The organism is Promicromonospora sp. NPDC057138 (genome assembly GCF_042670845.1).
In the GTDB taxonomy this organism is placed as follows: Bacteria; Actinomycetota; Actinomycetes; order Actinomycetales; family Cellulomonadaceae; genus Promicromonospora.
In genome coordinates this window covers 98537-119443 of sequence record NZ_JBHUUX010000005.1, presented here as the reverse complement: position 1 = coordinate 119443, position 20907 = coordinate 98537, and the positions used below count along the sequence as shown (strand labels likewise).

The 20907-nt window shown below is 68.9% G+C and carries 19 protein-coding genes and 2 pseudogenes; 4 read left to right on the top strand and 17 right to left on the bottom strand.

Annotated features, from left to right (window positions below; all coding sequences use genetic code 11):
- Window positions 1-69: 69 nt before the first annotated feature.
- The 3 genes and pseudogenes from ACFT2C_RS05510 to ACFT2C_RS05500 form a co-directional block, all read right to left on the bottom strand.
- Window positions 70-339 (bottom strand): annotated as a pseudogene (locus ACFT2C_RS05510) (hypothetical protein); the annotation flags it as partial.
- Window positions 340-431: 92 nt separating this feature from the next.
- Window positions 432-605: pseudogene (locus ACFT2C_RS05505) on the bottom strand (FAD-dependent oxidoreductase); the annotation flags it as partial.
- Window positions 606-915: 310 nt separating this feature from the next.
- Window positions 916-1551, bottom strand: a complete 636-nt coding sequence (locus tag ACFT2C_RS05500) for a hypothetical protein (protein WP_377206004.1) — start codon at window positions 1549-1551, stop codon at window positions 916-918.
- Between the two features lie 267 nt (window positions 1552-1818).
- Here ACFT2C_RS05500 and ACFT2C_RS05495 point away from each other — a divergent pair, with 267 nt between their 5' ends.
- Window positions 1819-2952, top strand: coding sequence for an FAD-dependent monooxygenase (locus tag ACFT2C_RS05495; RefSeq protein WP_377206003.1), 1134 nt, complete (start codon window positions 1819-1821; stop codon window positions 2950-2952).
- A 334-nt stretch (window positions 2953-3286) separates the two neighbouring features.
- On the opposite strand, the gene ACFT2C_RS05490 is transcribed toward ACFT2C_RS05495, so the two are convergent.
- The 4 genes from ACFT2C_RS05490 to ACFT2C_RS05475 are packed head-to-tail and all read right to left on the bottom strand — an operon-like array spanning window position 3287 to window position 6490.
- Window positions 3287-4084, bottom strand: a complete 798-nt coding sequence (locus ACFT2C_RS05490) for an aldo/keto reductase (RefSeq protein WP_377206002.1) — start codon at window positions 4082-4084, stop codon at window positions 3287-3289.
- Window positions 4081-4722 carry a dTMP kinase gene (gene tmk, locus ACFT2C_RS05485; protein ID WP_377206001.1) on the bottom strand — a complete coding sequence of 214 codons (642 nt, stop codon included), beginning with the start codon at window positions 4720-4722 and terminating at the stop codon, window positions 4081-4083. The genes ACFT2C_RS05490 and tmk overlap by 4 nt, the downstream gene beginning before the upstream one ends.
- Window positions 4719-5333 carry an exonuclease domain-containing protein gene (locus ACFT2C_RS05480; RefSeq protein ID WP_377206000.1) on the bottom strand — a complete coding sequence of 205 codons (615 nt, stop codon included), beginning with the start codon at window positions 5331-5333 and terminating at the stop codon, window positions 4719-4721. Before ACFT2C_RS05480 ends, tmk begins: the two co-directional genes overlap by 4 nt.
- Window positions 5330-6490 (bottom strand): radical SAM protein, encoded by a 1161-nt coding sequence (locus ACFT2C_RS05475; RefSeq protein ID WP_377205999.1) that lies wholly within the window; start codon window positions 6488-6490, stop codon window positions 5330-5332. Before ACFT2C_RS05475 ends, ACFT2C_RS05480 begins: the two co-directional genes overlap by 4 nt.
- 328 nt (window positions 6491-6818) lie before the next feature.
- On the opposite strand from ACFT2C_RS05475, the gene ACFT2C_RS05470 reads away from it, so the two are divergent.
- Both ACFT2C_RS05470 and ACFT2C_RS05465 read left to right on the top strand, forming a co-directional pair.
- Window positions 6819-8231 (top strand): cytochrome P450, encoded by a 1413-nt coding sequence (locus tag ACFT2C_RS05470; protein ID WP_377205998.1) that lies wholly within the window; start codon window positions 6819-6821, stop codon window positions 8229-8231.
- A 114-nt stretch (window positions 8232-8345) separates the two neighbouring features.
- Window positions 8346-9806: a cytochrome P450 gene (locus tag ACFT2C_RS05465; protein WP_377205997.1), complete on the top strand. Its 1461-nt coding sequence runs from the start codon at window positions 8346-8348 to the stop codon at window positions 9804-9806.
- On the opposite strand, the gene ACFT2C_RS05460 is transcribed toward ACFT2C_RS05465, so the two are convergent.
- From ACFT2C_RS05460 to ACFT2C_RS05430, 7 genes are all read right to left on the bottom strand, one after another.
- Window positions 9781-11022, bottom strand: a complete 1242-nt coding sequence (locus tag ACFT2C_RS05460) for a hypothetical protein (protein WP_377205996.1) — start codon at window positions 11020-11022, stop codon at window positions 9781-9783. The two genes, ACFT2C_RS05465 and ACFT2C_RS05460, sit on opposite strands and share 26 nt — an antisense overlap.
- A 113-nt stretch (window positions 11023-11135) precedes the next feature.
- Window positions 11136-11501, bottom strand: coding sequence for a hypothetical protein (locus tag ACFT2C_RS05455; RefSeq protein WP_377205995.1), 366 nt, complete (start codon window positions 11499-11501; stop codon window positions 11136-11138).
- Window positions 11498-12709, bottom strand: a complete 1212-nt coding sequence (locus ACFT2C_RS05450) for a hypothetical protein (RefSeq protein WP_377205994.1) — start codon at window positions 12707-12709, stop codon at window positions 11498-11500. Before ACFT2C_RS05450 ends, ACFT2C_RS05455 begins: the two co-directional genes overlap by 4 nt.
- A complete protein-coding gene (locus ACFT2C_RS05445) occupies window positions 12706-13626 on the bottom strand; it encodes a hypothetical protein (RefSeq protein WP_377205993.1) in 921 nt (306 codons plus the stop codon). Before ACFT2C_RS05445 ends, ACFT2C_RS05450 begins: the two co-directional genes overlap by 4 nt.
- Complete coding sequence (locus ACFT2C_RS05440) at window positions 13623-14918, bottom strand: lanthionine synthetase C family protein (protein ID WP_377205992.1); 1296 nt, start codon at window positions 14916-14918, stop codon at window positions 13623-13625. Before ACFT2C_RS05440 ends, ACFT2C_RS05445 begins: the two co-directional genes overlap by 4 nt.
- Window positions 14919-15220: 302 nt before the next feature.
- Window positions 15221-15556 carry a hypothetical protein gene (locus tag ACFT2C_RS05435; protein WP_377205991.1) on the bottom strand — a complete coding sequence of 112 codons (336 nt, stop codon included), beginning with the start codon at window positions 15554-15556 and terminating at the stop codon, window positions 15221-15223.
- A complete protein-coding gene (locus tag ACFT2C_RS05430; RefSeq protein ID WP_377205990.1) occupies window positions 15553-16389 on the bottom strand; it encodes an HAD family hydrolase in 837 nt (278 codons plus the stop codon). Before ACFT2C_RS05430 ends, ACFT2C_RS05435 begins: the two co-directional genes overlap by 4 nt.
- A gap of 247 nt (window positions 16390-16636) precedes the next feature.
- On the opposite strand from ACFT2C_RS05430, the gene ACFT2C_RS05425 reads away from it, so the two are divergent.
- Window positions 16637-17350: a YdcF family protein gene (locus tag ACFT2C_RS05425; protein WP_377205989.1), complete on the top strand. Its 714-nt coding sequence runs from the start codon at window positions 16637-16639 to the stop codon at window positions 17348-17350.
- 64 nt (window positions 17351-17414) lie between these two features.
- Here ACFT2C_RS05425 and ACFT2C_RS05420 read toward each other — a convergent pair whose 3' ends face one another.
- The 3 genes from ACFT2C_RS05420 to ACFT2C_RS05410 form a co-directional block, all read right to left on the bottom strand.
- The gene (locus ACFT2C_RS05420; RefSeq protein ID WP_377205988.1) at window positions 17415-18722 is read right to left on the bottom strand and encodes a hypothetical protein; all 1308 of its coding nucleotides are present in this window, start codon (window positions 18720-18722) and stop codon (window positions 17415-17417) included.
- Between the two features lie 194 nt (window positions 18723-18916).
- The gene (locus ACFT2C_RS05415; protein ID WP_377205987.1) at window positions 18917-19663 is read right to left on the bottom strand and encodes a 5-formyltetrahydrofolate cyclo-ligase; all 747 of its coding nucleotides are present in this window, start codon (window positions 19661-19663) and stop codon (window positions 18917-18919) included.
- Window positions 19660-20853 (bottom strand): hypothetical protein, encoded by a 1194-nt coding sequence (locus tag ACFT2C_RS05410; RefSeq protein WP_377205986.1) that lies wholly within the window; start codon window positions 20851-20853, stop codon window positions 19660-19662. The genes ACFT2C_RS05415 and ACFT2C_RS05410 overlap by 4 nt, the downstream gene beginning before the upstream one ends.
- Between the last annotated feature and the right edge of the window lie 54 nt (window positions 20854-20907).

The window sequence follows — 20907 nt, the reverse complement described above, 5'->3', positions numbered from 1 at the left end:
GTCGCCGGCGCGGACAGCCGCCCCTGGACGACGGCGATGGCCGCGTTCCACACTCCGGTCGCCGTAGGTCGGGTAGGGGTGGGTGGTGCCGGCGAGGTCGGTCGCGGTCAGGCCCTTCCGCACCGCGAGCGTCACCTCGGCGAGCGACTCCCCGGCCCGAGGACCCACGATGGTCCCGCCCAGCACCCGCCCTCTCGAGCCCAGGGCCAGCCGGGAGAACCCGTCCGTGCAGCCCTCGGCTTGTGCCCGGTCGACGTCGACGTGCTCGCGGGTGGCCGTTCGTGGTGGCTCGCCGCCGTCCGGCGACCAGGTCGGCGCGCCGACAGCCGACCTCTGGATCGGTGAACGTCACCCGGCTGGACCGCCGAGACGTTGACGCGTCTGCGGACGCCGAGGACGGCGTTGCCCGCTGCGAGGCTGCCCTGCACACCGGCCACGTGCGTGAACTGGGGATGCGGCGCGACGTCCCCTGCGGCCCAGATCCGGGTGCTGGACGTGCGCAGCTGGGCATCGACGGTCACGAACCTCCGTGGGCCGACCGCGACGCCGGCCGCGTCCAGCCCGAGGCCGGCAGTCCCAGGGCGGCGTCCCACCGCGACGAGCAGGGCGTCGAGGCAGCGGCCCTACGATCGAGCCGTCGTCGACGACGAGCTCGCCGGCTTCGCCCGGCTGTCCGTTGGCTACGGAGGGTCGCGGGACGAGCGCAGGTCCCGGCCACGGGACCAGAACATTGTCCGGCCGCTGGACGCGACCCGTCGACGTGCCGTCATCGAGGCGGAGCTCGCGAAGTCCGGCGTGGTGCAAGCCCGGCTCTCGCTGACGACGCAGTCATGCTGCGCGGTCATGTGAGGAGTCGGGCGGCCCGAGGGGCGGCATTCTGCCCGCGGGCTGGCCCGAGAGCCGAAGGGTCGGCCGCTACGGCGTCGGTGGTCCACCGACGTACCGGTGGAACACGATGCGGATCGGCACCGCTAAGGGGTCAGTGCTCGTCATGGTCAGCGAAGGCCCGCCATCGGTGAATTGCAGGCCACCGTCGTCGTTGGTGACCGAGATGCCAGTCCAGTGGTCGAAGGAGCAGGATGAGTGGGTGACGTCCCAGATGGCCGCCTCGCCTTCATAGGTTCCCGCCCCGGCCTCGTGGAAGGTCGCGATCACGGTGTCCTTGGCGAGAGTCTCGGTCAAGCCGGGGCAACTCAGCGGCCCTACCGCAGTCTCGCTGGTGGTGCCGCCGGATTCAGTGAAGTTCACCGTCTGGGCCAGCAGCGCGATGTACTGGCCATTCCCCGTGCCATCGGACTCCTGGCCCAGCCCGGCAGCCGCGACCTGCGTCCAGTCGCCGCTGAGGTCGGCCGGGTTTGACATCGAGGCCGCATCGCCAGGAGACGGCGAGGCGCTGTCCTGGGGAGTTGGCGAGGCCGAGTCGGAAGCGCTCGGTGCGGACGGCGTGCCGGTATGGGTGCTTGGCGGGTCACCACCGCACCCGGCCAGCGCCACCAGGAGCACCAGCCCTGCCGCGGTCCGATACCGCCGAACCTTGTCGAACCGGGTCATGAGAAGACCTCCTAGGTAAGGTGCCACAAGCACCAGGAGAGTCCCAGCCTGGTACTCACGTCTCAGATCCGCGAACAACTGCGCCCGCGACTGCGAGGCCATCGATCGATCCGTCCGTCGCCCGAGGCCCCCGCCGTCTCATCGTGCACCCGACCACGCCCTCGCGCGCGCCCGCTCCCCAAACTCGGCTCCACGAACATCCACCAGAACCGACCGCTCCCCGAACTCGGCTCCAAACGCTCCCGAACTCACCTCCGTAGCCAGTCCGTGGACCGCGACCGCCCGGTGGCCCGTCAGGATCTCGACCCCGTCGCGCACGAGCATGGAGTGCACGCGCCCGAGCTCGGCGAGGTGGGCGCCGGCATGTCGCAGGCGCCCAACGCCCTGCGCGCTCTGGCCGGGCTCGGCGTCGAGGCCGAGGCCCGCGCCGTCGGCGTACCGACGTATTCGGCGAGCAACCTCCGCCGGGCCGACGGCCGCTACCTGCGGCGCGCCCAGCCCGGCGACCCGACGCCGCTGCTCGCGTTCCACCGCGCTGACCTGCACCGGGTGCTGCTCGACGCCGTGCCCGCCGGCTGGGTCCACACGAACGCGGAGGTGACGGACGTGCGGGAGGACGGCGAAGGCGTGACCGTCGTCGCCGGGGGCACGGAGTACCGCGCGGACCTGGTGGTCGGCGCTGACGGCATCCACAGCACCGTCCGGACGCGTCTCTGGCCGGACGCCGAGCCGCCCCGCTACCTGTGGCGGACGGCGTGGCTCGGCGTCGCCGAGGTCGCGGGCGTGCCCGGCGACCTGTCCGGCAGCGTCACCATGGGCAAGGGCGACCTGTTCCTGGTCCACCCGGTCTCGCGCGGCCGCGCGTACTGGGCGCTGCTGACGACGTCGGGCGCGGCGGGCGTGCGGTACGACGATGAGAAGGCCGCCGCGCTGGACCGGGTCGGGGACTGGCACGACCCCGTGCCCGACCTGATCCGCGCCACCCCGGACCGGGCGGTGATCCGCACCGACATCCGTGAGCTCCCGCCCCTGTCCACCTATGTACGGGGGCGGGCGGTGCTGCTCGGTGACGCCGCGCACGCCATGAGCCCGGACCGCGGGCAGGGCGCCGGGCACACCCTCGAGGACGCCGTGGTGCTCGCCCACGCGCTCGCCACCGAGCCGGCGCTCGATGTGGCGCTGGCGCGCTACGACGCGGAGCGCCGCCCGCGTGACCAGGCCACCGCACGAGGTGCCCGGGCGGACGGCGCCCGGACCGCCTCCCGTGCCGGGCAGAGCGCGATATCGGCGCTGGTCCGGCTCGTGCCCGCCGGGCTGTGGCGCAAGGGCCTCGCGCCGGACGGCAACCCCACCTGGCGGTGGCAACCGCCGACGCTGCCGGTCGTCCCGCCAGCCCCGTAAGCGCGAAGAGGGAGGCAGCCACCCGCCACGAACACGCCCCGGCCGCAGTGCGGTGAAGCATGTACGGCGCCGACAAGGACGACAGCGCCCTGCCGTCGGCCGAGAAGCGGGTCCGGAGCGCGTCGTGGACTGCGTACGGCAGCTCGGTCGGAATACCTGGCGGAGCGAACACGTCACGCGGTACAGCACGGAACGCTGATTGGATCGCAGGATCATCGAGCACGCCCTCCACGATGAGTTCCTTGACCATCAGCTCACGCAGTACCTCGGCGCTTGGCGCGACCGGCGCGGGTGCGCCGTCGAGTTCTGTTTGGGCGAGGTCGGGCTGTGTCATTCAGGCCTTCTTCCGGGTTGCTGCGGCGAGGTTGGCGCGGAGGTGGTCGATCGATGTCGTCCCGGGAATCGGTAGGACCGCTGGCGACTGGTTCAGGAGCCATTCGATGGCTTCAGGCGCGCCGCCGGCGCGAGCGAGTGTTCCGGCGCTGAGCGGTGCGTAGGGCACGAACGCCAGGCCTTGTTCGGTGCAGTACTCCAGGACGGCGCGGTCTCCTTCGAGCTGGTTGAACTTGTTCTGCACAGCGGCGATGGGGGTGATCGCTCGCGCGGCTTCGACCTGGGTGAGCGTGGCCTTGGAGATCCCGATGTGCCGAATCTTGCCCTCCTCACGAAGAGCCGCGAGCTCGCCGAGCTGGTCCGCCAATGGCACGAGGGGATCGATGCGATGCAGGTAGTACAGGTCGATCCGGTCCAGGGCGAGGCGTCGCAAGCTCATCTCGACGCATTGGCGCAGGTACTCCCGGCGACCTACAGGCGCCCACCGGTTCGGGCCCTGCCGGGTCATGCCGCCCTTGGTGGCGATGACCAGGTCCTCCGGGTAGGGGTGCAGGGCCTTGCGGATCAGGCGTTCGCTGGTCTCGGGCCCGTAGGCGTCGGCTGTGTCGATGTGGTTGACCCCCAGGTCGACTGCCTCGCGCAGAACCGCTTTGGCCTCGTCCATGTCGGCGGGGTGGAACCAATGGCCCGCGCCGGTGATCTGCATGGCGCCGTATCCGATGCGGCGGACCGGGAGGTCCCCGCCGATGCTGAATATTCCGCCCAGATCGGTGGTTGCGGGTGCGGTGCTGCTGGTCATGAGGCCTCCTTCAGGTCGCCCGGAGCTTCCAGCACGAGCGCTGCCGCCCGCTCGGCAACGGTGGCCGCGTCCAGGTCGGTGGTGTCGATCTGCTCGATCCGGACGTTGATCCGGGCGAGCCGGTCGGCGGCCTCGAGGAAGTAGCTCAATTCGTTGGCGGTCGCGTCGGGCCGGTCTTGGTAGCGGTTGTGCGCCCCGCGCTGGGTCAGGCGTGCCCGGACGACGTTGGGCGCGCCGGTCAGCAGGATCGTTAGATCCGCCTCGAGGACCGGCGTGTTGATGGTGTCCAGGAAGGTGACGTCGACGTCGTCGTGGCGTTGCATGGCCATGCCGGAGGCCGTGTACCGGTCGGTCACCACCGTCTGGCCTGCCGCCAGGCGGGGCGCGATCTCGGTTGTGGCCTGGTGGTAACGGTCGGCGGCATACAGGCATGCCAGGGCGTGGCCGGCGACCGTCTGGGTCAGCTCGCGTGCCAGGGTGCCGATCGGTCCGGTGGAGGGCTGCGTGGTCTGGTGGACGTCGAGGCCCGCAGCGCGCAGGAGTGCGCTCAGGTTGGTGCACAGAGTCGACTTGCCGACGCCGGACGGGCCGTCGACGGCGATCAGCAGACCGTCACGGCGCGAGATCAGGGCCGTCATAGGTCGAACAGCGTCGCGTCGGCGGCCACCGCAGAAGCCTGCTTGGACGAGGATCTCATCGCGCCCGCCTGCCGCAGCGCCTCCAGGGTCACACCTGGCGTGCGGGTGGCGAGCTGGACGAAGAGCCGCGCGGTGACGGTGGCGTCGTAGTCGGCCCGGTGTGCCCGCATCCCAGGAGGTAGACCGTCGGCGAGTTGGCGGTGCTCGACCAGGGCGCTCAAACCGTAGGAGGGCAGATCGAAGGCGCGCCGTGCCAGCTTCAACGTGTCGAGCGCGAGCGGTGGCTCCCAGCCGGGCAGCGATCGACGCAGGACATCGACGTCGACGTGCACCCCATGCCCCACAGGAATCGCGTTCCCCAGCGCTGCCCGGATCTCCTGGGCAGCCTCTTCGACCGCGGGCGCATCAGCGACATCGTCATTGCTGATGCCATGGATCTTGCGCGCCTGCCAAGAGATCGGCGTCGGCGGCCGAAGAAGCCACGTCCTGGCTTTCTCGATCTTCCCGCGCCGGACCGGCACCACGGCCACCTCGACGAGCTCGGGTGGCCGGGCGCCGTTGCCTTCGACGTCGACGACGACGTAGTCGGCCTCATCCCAAACCATGCTCATGTAGGTGTCTCCTCGCTCGGAACCCACCCGATGTCGGCGCGCCCGTGCAGGCGGAGCTTGTGCGGGTGGCGCGTGTCGTGAAACTGGAACCCGAGTCCGTGCTGGAGGAAGTACCGGGGCGACTCGTCCAGCCCGGCTACCAGCACGGCACGTTCGGTGATGTCCACGATCTCGACATCCTCCCTGCCCGGTAGCCGGCGCGCGAGGTCACGCACCGCGTCTTCGGTCGGGACCTGGTGGTGCTGCGCGCACAGCGCCAGCTGCTTGACCGGACAGATGTCGCACAGCTCCCGGACGCCGTAGTGCCCGTTGTAGTCCGGCACCTCGTGCGCGAACGAGACCGAGCAGCTGGTCTTGCGGAACAACGGCCCGCCCGCGCCGTCGGCGAACGCCTCCAGGACCCGACGCTCCAGAGTCTCGGGAACGATCTTGCGGCGTGCGGTGTCCTCGTAGGGTTCCGGGATCTTGTTGGCCTTGTAGTAGTCGGCGATCTCATCGCGGTAGAACAGGCCCGTGAACACCGTGCCGTGCGCGTGGTGTGACAGCTCGACGGCCTTGGTCATGTGCTCGGGCGTGTCATTCAGACCGGGCACCAACGGCCGCCAATACAGGATGACGCGGTACCGGTCCGCGTGGGCGTAAAGAGTCTTGAGGGACTTCTCGGCGATCTCGCTCTTGACCGGCTCGATCCGCTTGTCGGCGATCCCCGAGTAGGTGACCAGGATCGTGACCCGGATGTTCTTCAGCTGGTTGAGACGGTCGCAGTCCTCCGGGTCGACCCGATACCGGGTGATGACCAGGACGTGGTTGGTCAGGCCGCGTGCGTCGAGGTCTTCCAGGACGTTGAACAGGTGACCCTTGACGCGAGGCAAGAACGGATCGGTGGCGCGGTTGAAGATCTGCACCGGCGTGTGGTGTGCCTGGAAGTAGGGGTGCTCGACCAGCTGTCGCACGGCTTCATCGTCGGGCATCAGTGCCCGCGGCTGGGTCATCTCCCACACGCCGTAGGTGTGGCGGATGCAGTAGGCGCAGTCCAGCGGGCAGCCCTGAATGTGGTTGAGCGACAACCCGGACTTTCTGTAGTCCACAACACTGCGCGCCGCTTCGGGTAGCTGGGCGATCTGGTCGGGGGTGAGCAGCGGAACGGTGACGGGCACAAGTGCCTCCAGAGTCGAACGCGTGGCTCGGAAGCGGGCCGCCGACTGGCGACGCGCACCAAACACTCTTCACTGGGTACCGATCTGGGGTGGAGGGCATTCTGAGAGGAAAGTTCCGGCATTCTGGAGAGGCCGCGCCCCTTGCGTGGGGCGGGCGGAGGGCTGGCAGAGGGCATATCTAATCTGTCCGGTGACCGGCATTCTGGAGCCCTTATCCGCTCGTTTGGGCTGGTGATCGTGGTAGTCAGGCTGCTGGTGGAGGACGTCGGAGCGGACTGCCGTAGGTGTCCTCTTCCTGCTCCGGTGGCGGTGCTGCTGGCATGTGCGCATGACCGTGCAGATGATGGCTCGGGACGCCCCGATCGAGCTGGTGAACGTTGCCGACCTGACGCCGTTGACGGCCACGACGTCGGCCGCTGACCCTCAGGCCGTGTACGGCGCGCTGCTCAAGCGGTGGGGCGTGGTGGCGCCGGTCGAGATCGAACCGGGCGCGCCGGCGTGGCTGGTGATGGGGCACACCGAGTGCATGGACATGATGCGTAACGAGCGGTTGTACTCCCGCGACCCGCGTAACTGGCGATGGAACTACGAGAACCTGCTCGCCCCCGATGCGCCCGTCAAGACGTTCTCGCCGGACAAGCCACGCGCTGGGTCCTACCACCATGACGGCGAGACCCGCCGCCGACTGCGCGAGCCATTGGACGCTGCGCTGGCAGCATTGCCGCAGAAGGACATCCTGCGGTTCACCGAACGGGTGTCCCTGCGCGCGATCGACGCCCTCGGCCCCTCAGGTACGGCTGACCTGGTGCGCGGCTATGCCAGCCAGGTCGGGTTCTTGTCCACCGCCGCGATGCTCGGGGTCCCCGACGAGCCGGCGAAGCAGCTCATGCGGGACTCGGCGCTGATCAGTACCCACCGACCCGGCGCCCGGGAGGCCAGGGAGCGGATCGGGGCAATTCTGATGAACCAGGTGCAGCAGGCCAAGGCCTCCGGTCGGCCTGGGACGGACCTGATCGCGGCCATGGTCGGTCATCCGAACTTCAAGTCCGACAAGGAAGTCGTGGACTCCGTCGCGGTCCCACTGCATGCCGCGAGCATGTTCCTGGGCGCGTGGATCGCACGAATCCTGCACGTGGAGCTGTCCGATGCCCGGCTCCGAGCCCGCTGGACCGGTGGCCGGATCGGGCTGGAAGACGTCATGCAAGAGGTCCTGTGGCGCGACACCCACGTGGCGAACTCCTGCGCGCCCCGATACGCCATGGAAGACGTCCGGCTCGGCGACATTCTGATCCGTAAGGGCGACGCCATCGTGTTCGCGATCTCCGCAGCCAACCACGACCCGCGTGTCCACACCGGCGACCCGTGGGACGAGATCGGGAACAAGTCGCACATTTCCTGGGGAACCGGGCCGCACGCGTGCCCCGCCCCACGGCAAGCCCTCCTGATCACCCGCACCGCCGTCCAGGTGATCCAGCAGGAACTCGACCTGACACTGACCATCCCCGCCGACGCCATCCAGTGGGCACCCAGCCCCTGGGTGCGGCAGCCACTCGAACTTCCCGTGCAGTTCAAACGAGTTACCCAGCGTGGTACCGAACTGCCGAAGACGAGCTACCAGGGCCCCTTGCTTCGGCCACCGGGCCAGGTAGCGCGACCGATGGGGACCCAGTGGCCCTCCGCCGTCCCCCTGGACGCCGCACCGGAGCGCGCGTCGTCATGGTGGCCGGTCACTGACACCTGACCCGCCACCACCTCGCCTTGGCGATCACCACCCTGTCACCGCAGGCCCCAACCGCTCGACCCGAACGTGTCCCGGTAGCCCGCCGCGGGCTCCACTTTGTGATGGAGGTTCCTCGTGCACCCGTACCCCAGCGTGACGCAGCCCGACCCCTACGCCGTCGACCCGACCGGCAGCGATCTCCAGAGCTTGATGCAGGACCTGCGCGAGCGGGGCAAGGTCGTGCCGATCCTGCTGCCCGAAGGTATGCCGGCCTGGGGCATCACCGACCCGGTGATCATGCGTGACCTGATGAGCGGCACCGACGTGTCCAAGGACAAGAAATACTGGAAGGACTACCAGGACGGCAACGTCCCGGAGAACTGGTCGATGCTCCCCTGGGTTGGCGGGCATGCGAAGAAGCCAGAGAACGCGTTCCACGCCGGCGGGGACGACCACAAGCGGTTGCGGCGTCCGATGGTGGCCGCGTTCACCAGCCGCCGCATCAAGGCTCTGCGACCCCAGATCGAACAGATCACCGCCCAGGTGCTCGCCCGCCTCGAGGAGGCCGGACGCCGCGGCCGGATGGTCGACCTGCGCCAGGAGCTGGCCTTCCCCGTCCCGATCGAAGTCATCAGCGCGCTGCTTGGGATCCCCGACAACCTGCGTCCGCAGTTTCGCACCTGCGTGGACCGGATCTTCGACACCACCATCAGCTCCGAGCTCGCCCAGGCCAACCAGGTCGAGCTCGGGCAGGTCCTCCAGGAGCTCGTCGAGTTCAAGAAGACCCACCCCGGTGACGACCTGACCACCGACCTACTGGCCGACCTGCATCCGCCCGCTACACCAGGCGACGACTCGGGTGCCAAGAACGGCAAGAGGAGCAAGCGGAAGAAGAACGTTGAGCCGGCCGCGGGGCTGACCGATCGGGAGGTGCTGGGCACGATCCGACTGGTGATCACCGCCGGGTTCGAGACCACGGTCAACCTCATCGACCAGGCGATCACATTGCTGCTGACCCACCCGCATTGGCTCGGCGCCGTCCAGGCCGACCGGATCACCTGGGCAGCTGTCGTCGAGGAGGCCCTGCGCTACGAGTCGCCGGTGGCATGCGCACCACTGCGCTACGCGCGCACCGACCTGCGCATCCGCGTGAACGACAAGGACGGCGTCGACGGTGGAGAGAACCAGGACGGCACCGTCCTGATCCGCGAGGGCGACGCGGTCTTGATGTTCGTCGGCGCCGCCGGGCGCGACCCGCTAACCCACGCCGAACCAGGCGTCTTCGACCCGACCCGCCAGGACATGGAGCACCTCGCGTTCGGTTGGGGCCCGCACCACTGCGTCGGCGCGACGCTGGCGATCGAAGAAGCCCTCGTCACTTTGCGCGACTTCTTCGCTCGCTTCCCTGGCATCCGGCTGGCCGTCGACGTGGCCGACCTGGGCGCCAACCGCGGGTTCATCACCAACGGCCACGCCCGGTTACCGGTCTACCTCTACGCGCCGTCATTCTGGGCACGGATGGCGCGCCGGCTCTCCCTCTCCGGACTCGTCCGGTGGATGCGCCGTCAGCTCACCCTGGCGTTCCGTCCTTGGTGAGCATCTCCAGAAGCACGTCGGTCCCGTTCCCGGGGTGTTCCCTGGCAGCCGTGATCAACTCGGCGGCGGTCCGTCGCAGCCGCAGGGACGCGACTTCGGTGGCATCGACAACGGCCTGCTGGGCGATCTTGGTCGCGTGGTCGACGTCGCCGGCGGTCAGGGTCAGGGTCGCCAGCTTGTATCCGGAGAACGCGCGCGAGCGGACGTACTGGTCGGTGTGTTCGGCGACGGCCTGGGCCAGGCGTCGGGTCGCGTCGGCGACGTGGTCACCACGTGCCGCGAGGTCGAACAGCGCGTGCCCGGTGTCGCCCAGGTGCTGGGCCTCGTCGTAGTGGGCCATCCACGGCGGGTCGCTTGCGGGGTCGGCATTGCTGAATGCTTCGTCAGCGGCGCCGACCGCGCGCAGCGTGGCCTGCACGTCGCCGGCGGCGGCGTGAGCCCGGGCCAGGGCGGTGTGCAGCATCGCCTGCTCGGTCGCGGTCAGCCGGTCGGCGCGTACCAGCCCCAGCTCGGCATAGGTCCGCCCTTGTTCGGCCTGGCCCACCCAGACGGCCTGCCGCGCGCGCCAAGACAGGGCCTTGGCGCGCAGGTGCCAGTCGTCGCACTCGACGGCGCAGTTCGTGGCCAAGTCGAGCATCCGTCGGGCCAGGGTGTGCCGGTGTGCATCGAACAGCAGCGCACCCGCGGCCACACCGAGTTGTCCGACGGCGGCGAATTTGTCGTCCCGCAGCCGGGGTGGGCAGTCGGTGCGCAGCAGACCGACGGCGTGCGCGGCCTGGGCGGCGATCGTGGTGCGGAGGGCGCCGCCGCCGTGCGCGTAGCCCCAGGCGTTGAGGTGGTCGGCCTGGGCCCGCAGGCTGGCCAGGTCGGCTCCGGTCACGGTCGCGGGCGTGGCAAGGTCGCGGGCCTGCCGGATCAAGTCCGGCACGGTGACCACTGACATCCCTCGTCCGTCCCCGTCGTCGGGCGCTGGCCGGTGTTCCGGCTCGATGTCCGACGTCGCCTCAGACGCGCCGCGGGGGGTCGGGGCGAAGCCGAGCTCATCGTCGGTGTCGGCCTCGAGCACCCTGCGCAGCGCCCCACGGTAGACCTCGCTGGGCCAGCGGACGATGCCCCGCTCGTACCGCCTGATCGCATCGGCGCTCAGCAGCGCGGCCCTGCCCGTGGTGGCCCGCACGTAGGCGTTCACCGCGGTCGCGAGCTCGGCCTGCGTCATCCCGGGCTCGTGACCGGACGGCGACGGCATCGCTTCACGCCGACGTCGGAGCAGGTCATTGCGCCCGCTCCTGGCCCAGCCCTCGCCACCCACGGCACCGCCCACCACGTGGTTCACGACCGGGCGTCACAGACGATCGTGATCGAAAATGGCGTGTGCGGGCTGTCGCCGGCCAGCCACCCGCACCACCAGATGCCCTGCTGATCCGCATCTGAGCCGAGCGCATCCAGCAATGGTGTGGCTGCTGGCAGGTCCAGCACGGCCGCGAGAAACGCACCGTCCGCAGGCGTGCGGGTCGTGACCAGCGCTGCGAGCACGCTGACTGCAACCACGGTGGTGCTGCCTAGCGTCATCGTGTTCGTCTCGACCCAGAGCACCCCATGTCGCGCACTCACGTCCACGGTCTCGACCCGGCACAGGTCCGCGATCTGGGCCAGGGTATCGGCGACCTGGTCGACGCGGGTTCTGGTCGCGCTCATATGGCTTGCCTCACGGCGGCGAGTGCTTGCTCGACGGCGGTGGTCAGCCGCTGGCGGGTCTTGCCGATCAGGGTGCCCCCGACAAGGCCCGAGCGTTCCACGATCCGCGCCAAGGCGGTGTGCTGCTGGTAGGTCGCCACCCGGGAGGTGACCCGGTGGCGCAGCACGTCCCGAGCGATGTACCCGTCCAGGGACTCGGTTGCCTGCGCCACGACCTGCGCCGCGACGTCCTCCCCAGCTCGCCGCACCGCCAGGTCCGCGCCCGGCGCACCGCTGGCGGCGATCGTGGCCACTGCCAGACCGTGCCGGGCACGGAAGTGCTCGTCCCCGTCGCCCGGCACAGTGCCGTGCACGCTTGTGCGGTACTGGTCGAACATCACCATCATCGCCTCGTGCCGGAGCTGCGGCGCGGCGCACAGGGCGGTCAGGCACGCGATCACCGCGCGTTCCCAGGCGTCCTGCGGGACCGTCTGGTCGATCAGTCCGCGCGCGGTGGGCAGGTCGCCGGCCGTGACCCGGTCCAGGATCAGGGTCTGCCGGCCTTCCAGCAGGCGACGGCCGATCCCGCCGTACGCACGAGCGACGTCAACCGCGTCACTCCATCGGCCTGCGGTTGCCAGGCCAGTCGTACCGGCGACCACGAGGTGGGAGCGGACCAGGTTCACCATCGTGCGTCGCTCGGCGACGCTCCCGTGGACGTTGCCCAGCGGCAGTGTCGCCCCCTCGATCGTGTAGGGCACCTGGTCACGTGCGGCCCGCATCAGCAAGCCCAGGCCAGTCACGACACCGTCGGGACCCCGCCCGGCACGCAGGCGGGCGAGATTGATCGCTGGACCGAGCATCCGGGTGGCCTCGATCGTGGTCAGCGCCCGGGGCTGGCCGGCGTAGGCGTCGATGTGACGACGGCACAACCCACGGGCCAACCCGGGCTCACCGCAGTCCGCGGCGATCAGCACCGCCCGGTTCAGGGCACGGGTCGCGGCTGTCAGTACCCCGGCCGTGTCATCTGCGGTCGACGCGGCCCGCCCTGCCTCAGCGATGTCGTCGATGCGCTGGCCCAGTGACGGACAGCCCGGCCGGGGCCGGGCGACCAGCGGGAACAGAGCCGCAATCAGTGCGAACTGCTCCGCGTCCGTGGAGCCGGCGGTAGCCGTGGACACCGAGGTGGTGGGCGTCGCCGTCCGGCTGCCGGTCGAGGTGATCGTCATTGTTTCTTCCTCCTGGTCCACAGCACGTTGCGGATTGCGACAGCAAGGACGACCTGCTCAGTCGGTGACAGGCCCAGCCGGTTCCATTGCGCCGCGACGGCGGACCGCAGGTCGTGTTGCACGACCTCAGGGGTCGGCTCGCCACGGGTCGAGACGAAGCCTGCGTGTCCGACCTTCCCCATGCGTTCTCCGGCATGGGTGACCCCGGCCGCCCACCGGGCCCCATACGAGTCCAGCTCCAACAACCGGGTAGCGGGCGTGCGCAGCAAGGAGCCGAGCATCTCGGTCAAGCCCTGAGCCCGCGCCCGGGCAGGTTCATCCAGCTGTGCGGCATGCAACCAGTGCCGGTCGACGAAGTCCGCAGTTGATGCGTCACCCAGACCCGCGGCCCGGCACAACACAGGCGTCAGGATCCCGGCGACATGCCGTGGGGCCAACAAGGGTCTGTCGCGCAAGTAGTCGAGCACGCCACGGCTGTCACAACAGTGCAGATCCCCCAGGACTTGACTCCTGCGTCTGGCCTGCCCAGCCACCCCGGACGTCTGGGCCGGCGCGGTCTGCTTCTGCGCGGCGACGAGGTTCGCCGTCCAGGATCCCGCGTTGCCGGATCGAGACGCCCGGTCCAACGCGACAGCCACCTCGGTCACCGGCACATCCTGTAGATAGACCCGCCAACCGGGCTGCTGGTTCAGGAGCCACCACTGGCCACCGTGCCGCTCGCACAACGCGTCCAGCACAGGCGCCACGGCGTGGGCCCCGACGATGACCGCCCGGGACTGGTCAAAGAACTCGACGTCGATCGGTAGCCAGCCTTCGACGTGTCTCGGGTCGGGTGCGGGGTCTGGGATCGAATGTGTCGGGCCTGGCGTCAGGGGCGGCATGAGCATCGTGGGGAGGTAGGCGATCGTGGCGGTCATTCGGCCCACCCGATCCCGAGCACGCCGTCGCCCTCGGAGACCGGGGAAGCCCGGTTGCGTAGCGACTCGAACACGAACGTGGAACCGAACCTGCCCCACAAGAACTCGGTGTCGTGCGGGTCGGGCAGGACCCGGCTGGTGCGCGACACTGCGTCGGCCGCCACCCCCACCCTGCTGGGTGGAAGCGAATGGCCGGTCATGTGCAGGGGCATGAGTGTTTCGGCGTCTTCGGCGGCGCGCAGCACGGTCAGGTAGGTGCCGCCGGCGCCGGCGAAAAGGTCAGGCTCGGTGATCCGGTTGAGTTCTCGCTGGGTAAGGCACGACGCGATGGTGTCCTCGGCCGCGAGCCGTCCTCGCTCGTCGCCCAATGCGATCGCGGCCATCTGCAGTGCCCGCCCGATGCCTGGCGTCCCGTGCGCCCATGTGGGTTCGGTCGGTGTCGGCTGCCGTACGCGCCCGGTGCGCAGTTCCTCCAGGCTCAGCCGCTGTGGCCACCAGGTCACCTTGTCGGGGGTCTTCTGCCGCCACCGCGTGTACCAGCCGGTGATGTTTCGGATCGCTGCGTCGTGATCCGGCACGGTGTACCCGGCGCGGAGGCTGGCAGCGAGAAACGCGAGGATGCCCGCGCCACCATGTGCCATCCCGAAGTCCACATGCCCACTCGGCCGTCCAGGCCCGGCCAGGTTGCCTGGACGAGGCGGTGTGCTGCTCCACCACCCCGGGAGCAGCACACCGGCGAGGATACGGTCCATCGAACGGTCCACCAGGTAGGTCAGGATGCCCGACAGCGCCTCGGTAACCGCCTCGTCGAGCTGGGTGTGGCGCTCCGGCTGGTGCACGGCACGACGTAACAGCACGATGCCGAGCCCGGTCAGACCGGTCATCAGGTCGAACTCACTGCCGCGTGTCGGAGCTCCCGCCTCGGTGCGGATGGTGACGGCACCCAACCTCTCGGCGGCCAGGTCGACGAGAATCCGGTCCAGGACCGCGAGCTCGTGAGCCCACCGGGCGCGGTACTGGACCCCGGTCGCGTCCAGGACGAACGCGAGTGCCGGAGCTCCATAGAACAGGTCTGCACGCGCGGACTTGTCGGGCGTGGTCTGTTTTGCGGTCAGCAGTGCGTCGGTGACCTCCTCCCAGGAGCCCGGCGAGGTCGTCATCGCCAGCTCGATGGCGAGCAGCATCCTGGCGAGCTCGCCGTCGGCCAGCGATTGTGCTGGGTCATAGCTTCCACGTCCCCCGAAATAGCCGTCTCGGGCCGACTGTCCGGGGCGGTGGTTGGTAGCGATCACGGGGCGTTCCCGATCGGACGGCGGCTGGCACGTACCTGGGGTTCGCGGGGCCCGGTCGTGCGGTGATCGGCTTGGTAATGGTGGGTCGGCATTGCGTTCTCCTGGGAGGTGCTGGGACCCGGCCGGTGACGGTTTCTCCGCACGTCACCGGCCGGGAGACAGGGGCTGGTGTCAGCAGCTCGAGGTCACTGACTCCAGCCAGCTTTGGGGAGCTCCTGGTCCCGAAGGAATGGCGGGCAGGTTCGGGGTTTGACCGCGGTCGTCCGGGATCGCTCAGCTGATCGTGGCGAGGATGATTGCGTTCACCAGGGCTTTGTGATCTCGAGCCAATGGAGTCCGCCGTGCTCGGGGTCGTATCGCCATTTCGCTCTGCCGCTGGGTGTGAGGGCGTAGATGTAGCCGACGGCCAGCAGGGAGCGTTCGAGGTCGAGCATGGTATGGCCGAGTGCTGCAGGCAGATCGGTCCGATGTGCCCACAGGGCGTCGAAGTCGCCGGTCCACAGCGCGCATGACGTGAGCCGCGAACCAGTACCGTCGAGGGTGGCCCGGATTGATACGGGGTACGTACGCGGGTGCAGTCGTTCGACGACGGCACGGAGCTGGGCGACCAGCGGCACCGGTGGGGCGATGACCGTCACGGTGACACCCCAATGGTCACGGGCTGGGCGAGCAGATCCAGCAGGGCGAGCGCGGCACCGTGCTCGGCCAGCGTCCCTGTGACGTAGTCGGCGGCGGCTTGGACGGCGCGGGGCGCGTGTCCCATGGCGTACGACCGCGCGGCCCATGCCATCGCGGGCAGGTCGTTCGTCCCGTCGCCGATGAAGACTGTGCGCTCAGACGCCACATCGAGCGTCCTTCGGACGGACTCCAGTGCGGACGCCTTCGACGTCCCAGGCGGTGTCACGTCCAGCCAGTGCGGGCCTGCGACGTTGGCGATCACGCCCAGGGAACGGACCGGTTCCAGGAGGACCTCGGCAGCGTCCGGGGCGGCCAGCACGACGCGCGGTACTGGTTCGAGGCACAGTTCGTCGTCGCTCACCACGAACTGTCGCCCGTTGATCTGACCCTTCGGGAACAGGTCAGAGACGTGGTAGCCCCATCCGACTTCCTCGACGGCGACGCGCACCGTGGGGCACACCTGGCGGGCGAGGTGGAGCAAGGGCTCGACTTCGAGCGTCTGGCAGGTCTCGATCCGGTACCCACCGGGTGACGACTGGTCGACACGCGCTGTCACCGCGCCGTTGGACGCGACGATCCAGGAGCCGTTCAGGCCGAGGGCAGTCGCGATGGGCAGTGCCCCGACCAATGAGCGGCCGGTCGCCACGACCACGTCGTGTCCTGCCGCGACGACGTCGGCCACGACCTCTCGCGTCGTATCAGGAAGGTCGCCCGTGCCGTCGGGCACGAGCGTCCCGTCGAGATCCAGCGCGATCATGCGGCGGTGCATGGCACTGTGCGTGGTGTCCTTCATCGGTCCTCCTCGCGCGGCGGCCTGCCACGCCGTTGGAGCGGGCAGATCGCGCGATGATCGGTAGTGGATCCACCATCGACCACCACACCCGCATTACAGGAGGGCATTCAGAGAGAAGCTGTCCGGCATTCTGTGCGAGACATCATGGGCTCGGCATAGGCCGAATTGGTGCAGTGACCCGCCATCTGAAAGACCGGGGATTGCCGCTAACGGCTGGCCGGCTGCGTTCCACACGGTGAGAAGTGGAATGTCGCGGGCCATCGCTCCGACTCGAACCGTTCGCGGCAGGCTGCGTGCCAGACTGGTCGCCATGCTTTCCGCCAGTGTGATCCAGGACGCCCAGGTCTTGTGGGACTTTCACCAGATGCCCGATGAGGGCCGGTCAACCGATATCGGGATCGGTCTGGGTGGCCACGACATCGGTGTTGCGGAGCACGCCGCCGACCTGTTCAGGGAGGGGCGCTTCCCGCTCTTGGTGTTCACAGGGGCGAACGCGCCCACGACTGTCGAGCGGTTCCCTCGGGGTGAGGCGGTGCAGTTTGCTGAACGGGCTCAGGAACTCGGTGTCCCGCGCCAGGTAATCATCGTCGAACCGACGGCGACCAACACCAGTGAGAACTTCACGTTCACGCGCGACCTGCTGGCCGCGCAGGACGTGAAGGCGTCGTCGGCGACAATCGTCAGCAGGCCGTACCAGCAGCGTCGCGCCTGGGCCACTGCCCGCAAGGTCTGGCCCGACCTCGACCTAGTGTGCTCGGCGCGATGGCTGGAGCTGGAGGAGTACATCGAGTCCATCGCCGACCCGGACCGAGTACTGAACATGCTCGTTGGCGACACACAGCGCCTGTGGGCGTATGCGGAAGCCGGGTTCGCGGTGCCGGTCCACGTGCCCGCGACGGTGCGGGCCGCGTACGACCGACTCGTAGAGGCAGGCTTCACGCGGCGCCTGGTTGCGTCGTAATCACCACGCCGCACGCCGTCTCCCGCATGCCCCGGCCCCGGGGCCGTCTCCACACGCGATCGGGTCAGGCCGGGGTGAGCGGAACGCCGGCGAGGTGGGCGAGACGACTGAGCTCGACACCGGGGCTGCGCTGGCTGCTTGAGATCAACTGGGTCACGACGTCGCGCGTGATGTGATGATGGCGCACCTGCGAGGACGCCGTCATCTCCGCCCGAACGAGTGTCGCGAGCGCGTCTTCACGGTCGCCGACGGCGAGGCTGGCCCGCGCGACGTCGAGATGAAGCCTTACCCGCCGCTCTATCGGCAGGTGGTCCACGCGCAGTGTTCCGCCGGTCGCCAAAGCGGTATCCATATCTCCGATAGCGGCCGACACGTTGGTCCGGTGGATCGCGACGTTGGACGGGCCGAACGCCGTCCACAGGTCGTTTCGATCGGTACCGGTGACCTGGGCAGCCCGCTGCGCCTCGTCAAGGTAGTCGTCGGCGCGAACTTGGTCGCCCTGCCCGGCCGCCAGGAGTGCGCCGGTCAGGAGCATCGTGCCGTAGACCGACGCGGACAACGGTGTCTTGCCCATCTGATGCTCGAAGTCGCCGGTAGCTGTGGCAATGGTGGCAAGCGCTCCGGCGTGGTTCCCGGTGGCAGCCTTCGTGAAGGCTGCAGTGCGCATAAGGGACAGTCGCAGGCATGCATCGCCCGCTACCTCGGCGGCGGTCACACCCCGATCAGCAGCAAGCTGGGAAAGTTCGGTATGCCGAGCCTTGCTCAGCACGATCGCCGCGATCTGATAGGCAAGCGCGATCACGCGCGGGTCGGTTGCGTGGGCTGCCCTGGTCTCCGAACCCACTGCAATCAACGCGGCGGAGGCGTGGTGCGCGGCGTTTTCGTAGCGTCCGGCCTGATACCCCTCGAATGCGGTCGCCACGTGCTGGCGCACCGCAGCGGATGAGTCAGTGGTGTCAGTTCGGTTCGGCTTGGTTGAGGTGTGCGACAGCACTGCCCGGTGGAGTTCGTCCATCCCCGTACCCGGATTTGGCAGATCGCCAGCATCGCGCAGTGCGGGCCAGCCAGCGACCCAAGCACTGAGGTCGGGGATCGCGGTCTTCCCACGCCGGGTCGCGTGGAACCCTAAGTCGGCGTCCGTTTCGACGCCAAGGACAGCACGGAGCCCATCGCGGTAGACGGCGTTGGGCCAGCGCGATATGCCACGCTCGTAGCGTGCGAGGGTGTCCACGTCCAGGTGGCGTTCCTCATGAGAGGTCTTCCAGATGTACTGGTTGACGGCCTCGGCGAGTTCAGCCCGAGTCATGGGCAGTCCGCTGCCCGATGGTGACGGGGTTCCCTCGCGTCGACGGCGCAGGTAGTCGTTCGCCATGGGCTCCCTCCTACCGCCGGCATGGACGATCGCGTTGCTGTAGCGCTCGCTCAGGGTACTGACTCTGGCCACAGCGTGGGAGGGTTTCGCTCCGGCAGGCCCACGGCGATCGTGCTCGGGTAGCCACGTTGGGTGGTCGTTCCGTGACCCCTCCAAGTCACGACGGGCACCGATGGTGGCTTGCTGATCGTGGCTCACGGCCTTGTCGTCCTGTGCGCAGCGAGCACCGGAATCGCGCGGATTTTTGCCTCAGGAAGGGAAGCCCATTCGATTCCCGACGGACGTTTCTGCCGCGCGGTCGTGATGACGCGGGTGGGAGTAATGATGAGGTCGACGTGGAAGTCGTGACTCGTCTCAGGAACTGATGTGTCCATCACCTGGAGGTCGTGGACGGTGGTGACGATCGTCGTCTGGTCGCCTATGAGCCCAGCCTCGGTCAGCAGTGCGACCTCGATGTCACCGTAACCGGCTCCTTTGCCCAGTCGGCCGCCTGACTCATCAACGGCGACGCTGCCCGTCACCACGAGATCAATGGCCCGCATCTGGTTGATGTCGACCGGTTCCCCGAGGCGCGCGGCCTGGTGTCGGTCAGCAGCCGCTGCGGGCGGCTCCGGCAGCACGGCCGGGTCCAGGAGCAGGAAGGGGCGGGCCTCGGCCAGTCGCGGCACAGCCATGTACACAAGCTTCCCCGCACGCAGTGCGAGAGCACGGACAGGACGTTGAGCAGCATCCGGGACGGCCTTGACTACCGCCGCGGTGGTCCAAGCGTCGAGTCCCGCCAGACGCTGCGCAGCAGCATTGGCACCTACGAAGTCAGGTATGTGCCCGTGTACGCCAGGCTCAACGACACCTGCGGCCTCGAGCCTGTCCCACACGTCCCGGCGCAGTGCGTTCTTCTCCCGGTCCAGGTCCGTGCCCTCAGGTCGGGCGCTGCTGGTCATGAGGCTCCCAGCGACAGGAGCCGTTCGCGAATGTCGGCGACTTCGTGGACGTCACGCCACGGCGCGAGCTCGCGACCTGCCTGGAATGCGATGGTCATCCCGCCACCACCACGGGTGGTCTCCACGACGTCGAGTGCCTCGCCGAGCACGACAGCAGCTTGTTCGGGTCGACGCTGCCGGATCAACGCGAGTGAGAGGTTGGCGCTAACGATCGCACGAGTCTTGGACCGCTCGGGCGCTCGGGCCAAGGCGATCTGGAGCCTGCGCTCTGCACGTCGGCCATCACCCAGAGAGACGTAGACCGATCCCGCCATCCGATCGAGCGTGTCGGGCGTGAACCAGGACGTCGCGGGGTCGTCGGGAGATGCGGCCTGCAGGAGGTTCTCGGCGTCGCCCAGCGCTCGAGTTGCCTCGCGCGCCGAGCCGAGCATCCCGAGTGCCTCTGCCGCATGCAGGAGCCCTAGACCGGCCAGCACCTTGCTCGACCTAGCCGCGACGTCTGCGGTGCGCCGGGCGAGGGCCAGTCCGTCGACTGGAACCTTATCGCTGTACAACGCCACGTAGCACGTCCGCAGCCAGGCGCTGGCCTCGCCAACCTTGTCGCGGGCGCGGGCCGCGGCTCTTGCGGACTGACCGAAGTACTGGCGCGGGGCGGCGCTGTCGCGTCGGGTGGACGCGTCCCAGACGATCTTGCCGAGGAGCATCGCAGCCTGGGCCTCACCAGCAAGCCGGTCACGCTCGGTGCCGCTCTCCTGGGACATCGCCTCCGACAGCAGTCGCGCTGAGTCGATCAACAACAGTCCGGCGGGGCGGTTGTCGTACTCCGACTCAAGTTGCACGAGGCGCTCAAGCAGCTCACCAGAACCATCACCCGCTCGTTCGGCCACGGCTTCTGTGCTCGGCGTCGGACGGGAAGCGCGGCCTCGCGGGGTGGGATGGAAGCCAAGATCGGCGTCGTCCTCGACCCCCAGGACAGCGCGCAGCCCGTCGCGATAGTGCGAGCCGGGCCATTGATTCTGGCCGCGCTCGTACCGCGCGAGCATGTCGACGTCGAGGTACCGGCGCTCGCCCGTCGTGCTCCAGATGTACTCGTTTACGGCCGCGGCGAGCTCGGCCCTCGTCATGGGCAGACCACTGCCCGACGGTGAGGGAGTCGCCTCGCGCCTGCGGCGCAAGTGTTCGTTGGACACGGCAGTCTCCTCCGGGGTCCGCCAAGGACCCGTCCAGCCTAACCAGGGGCGCTC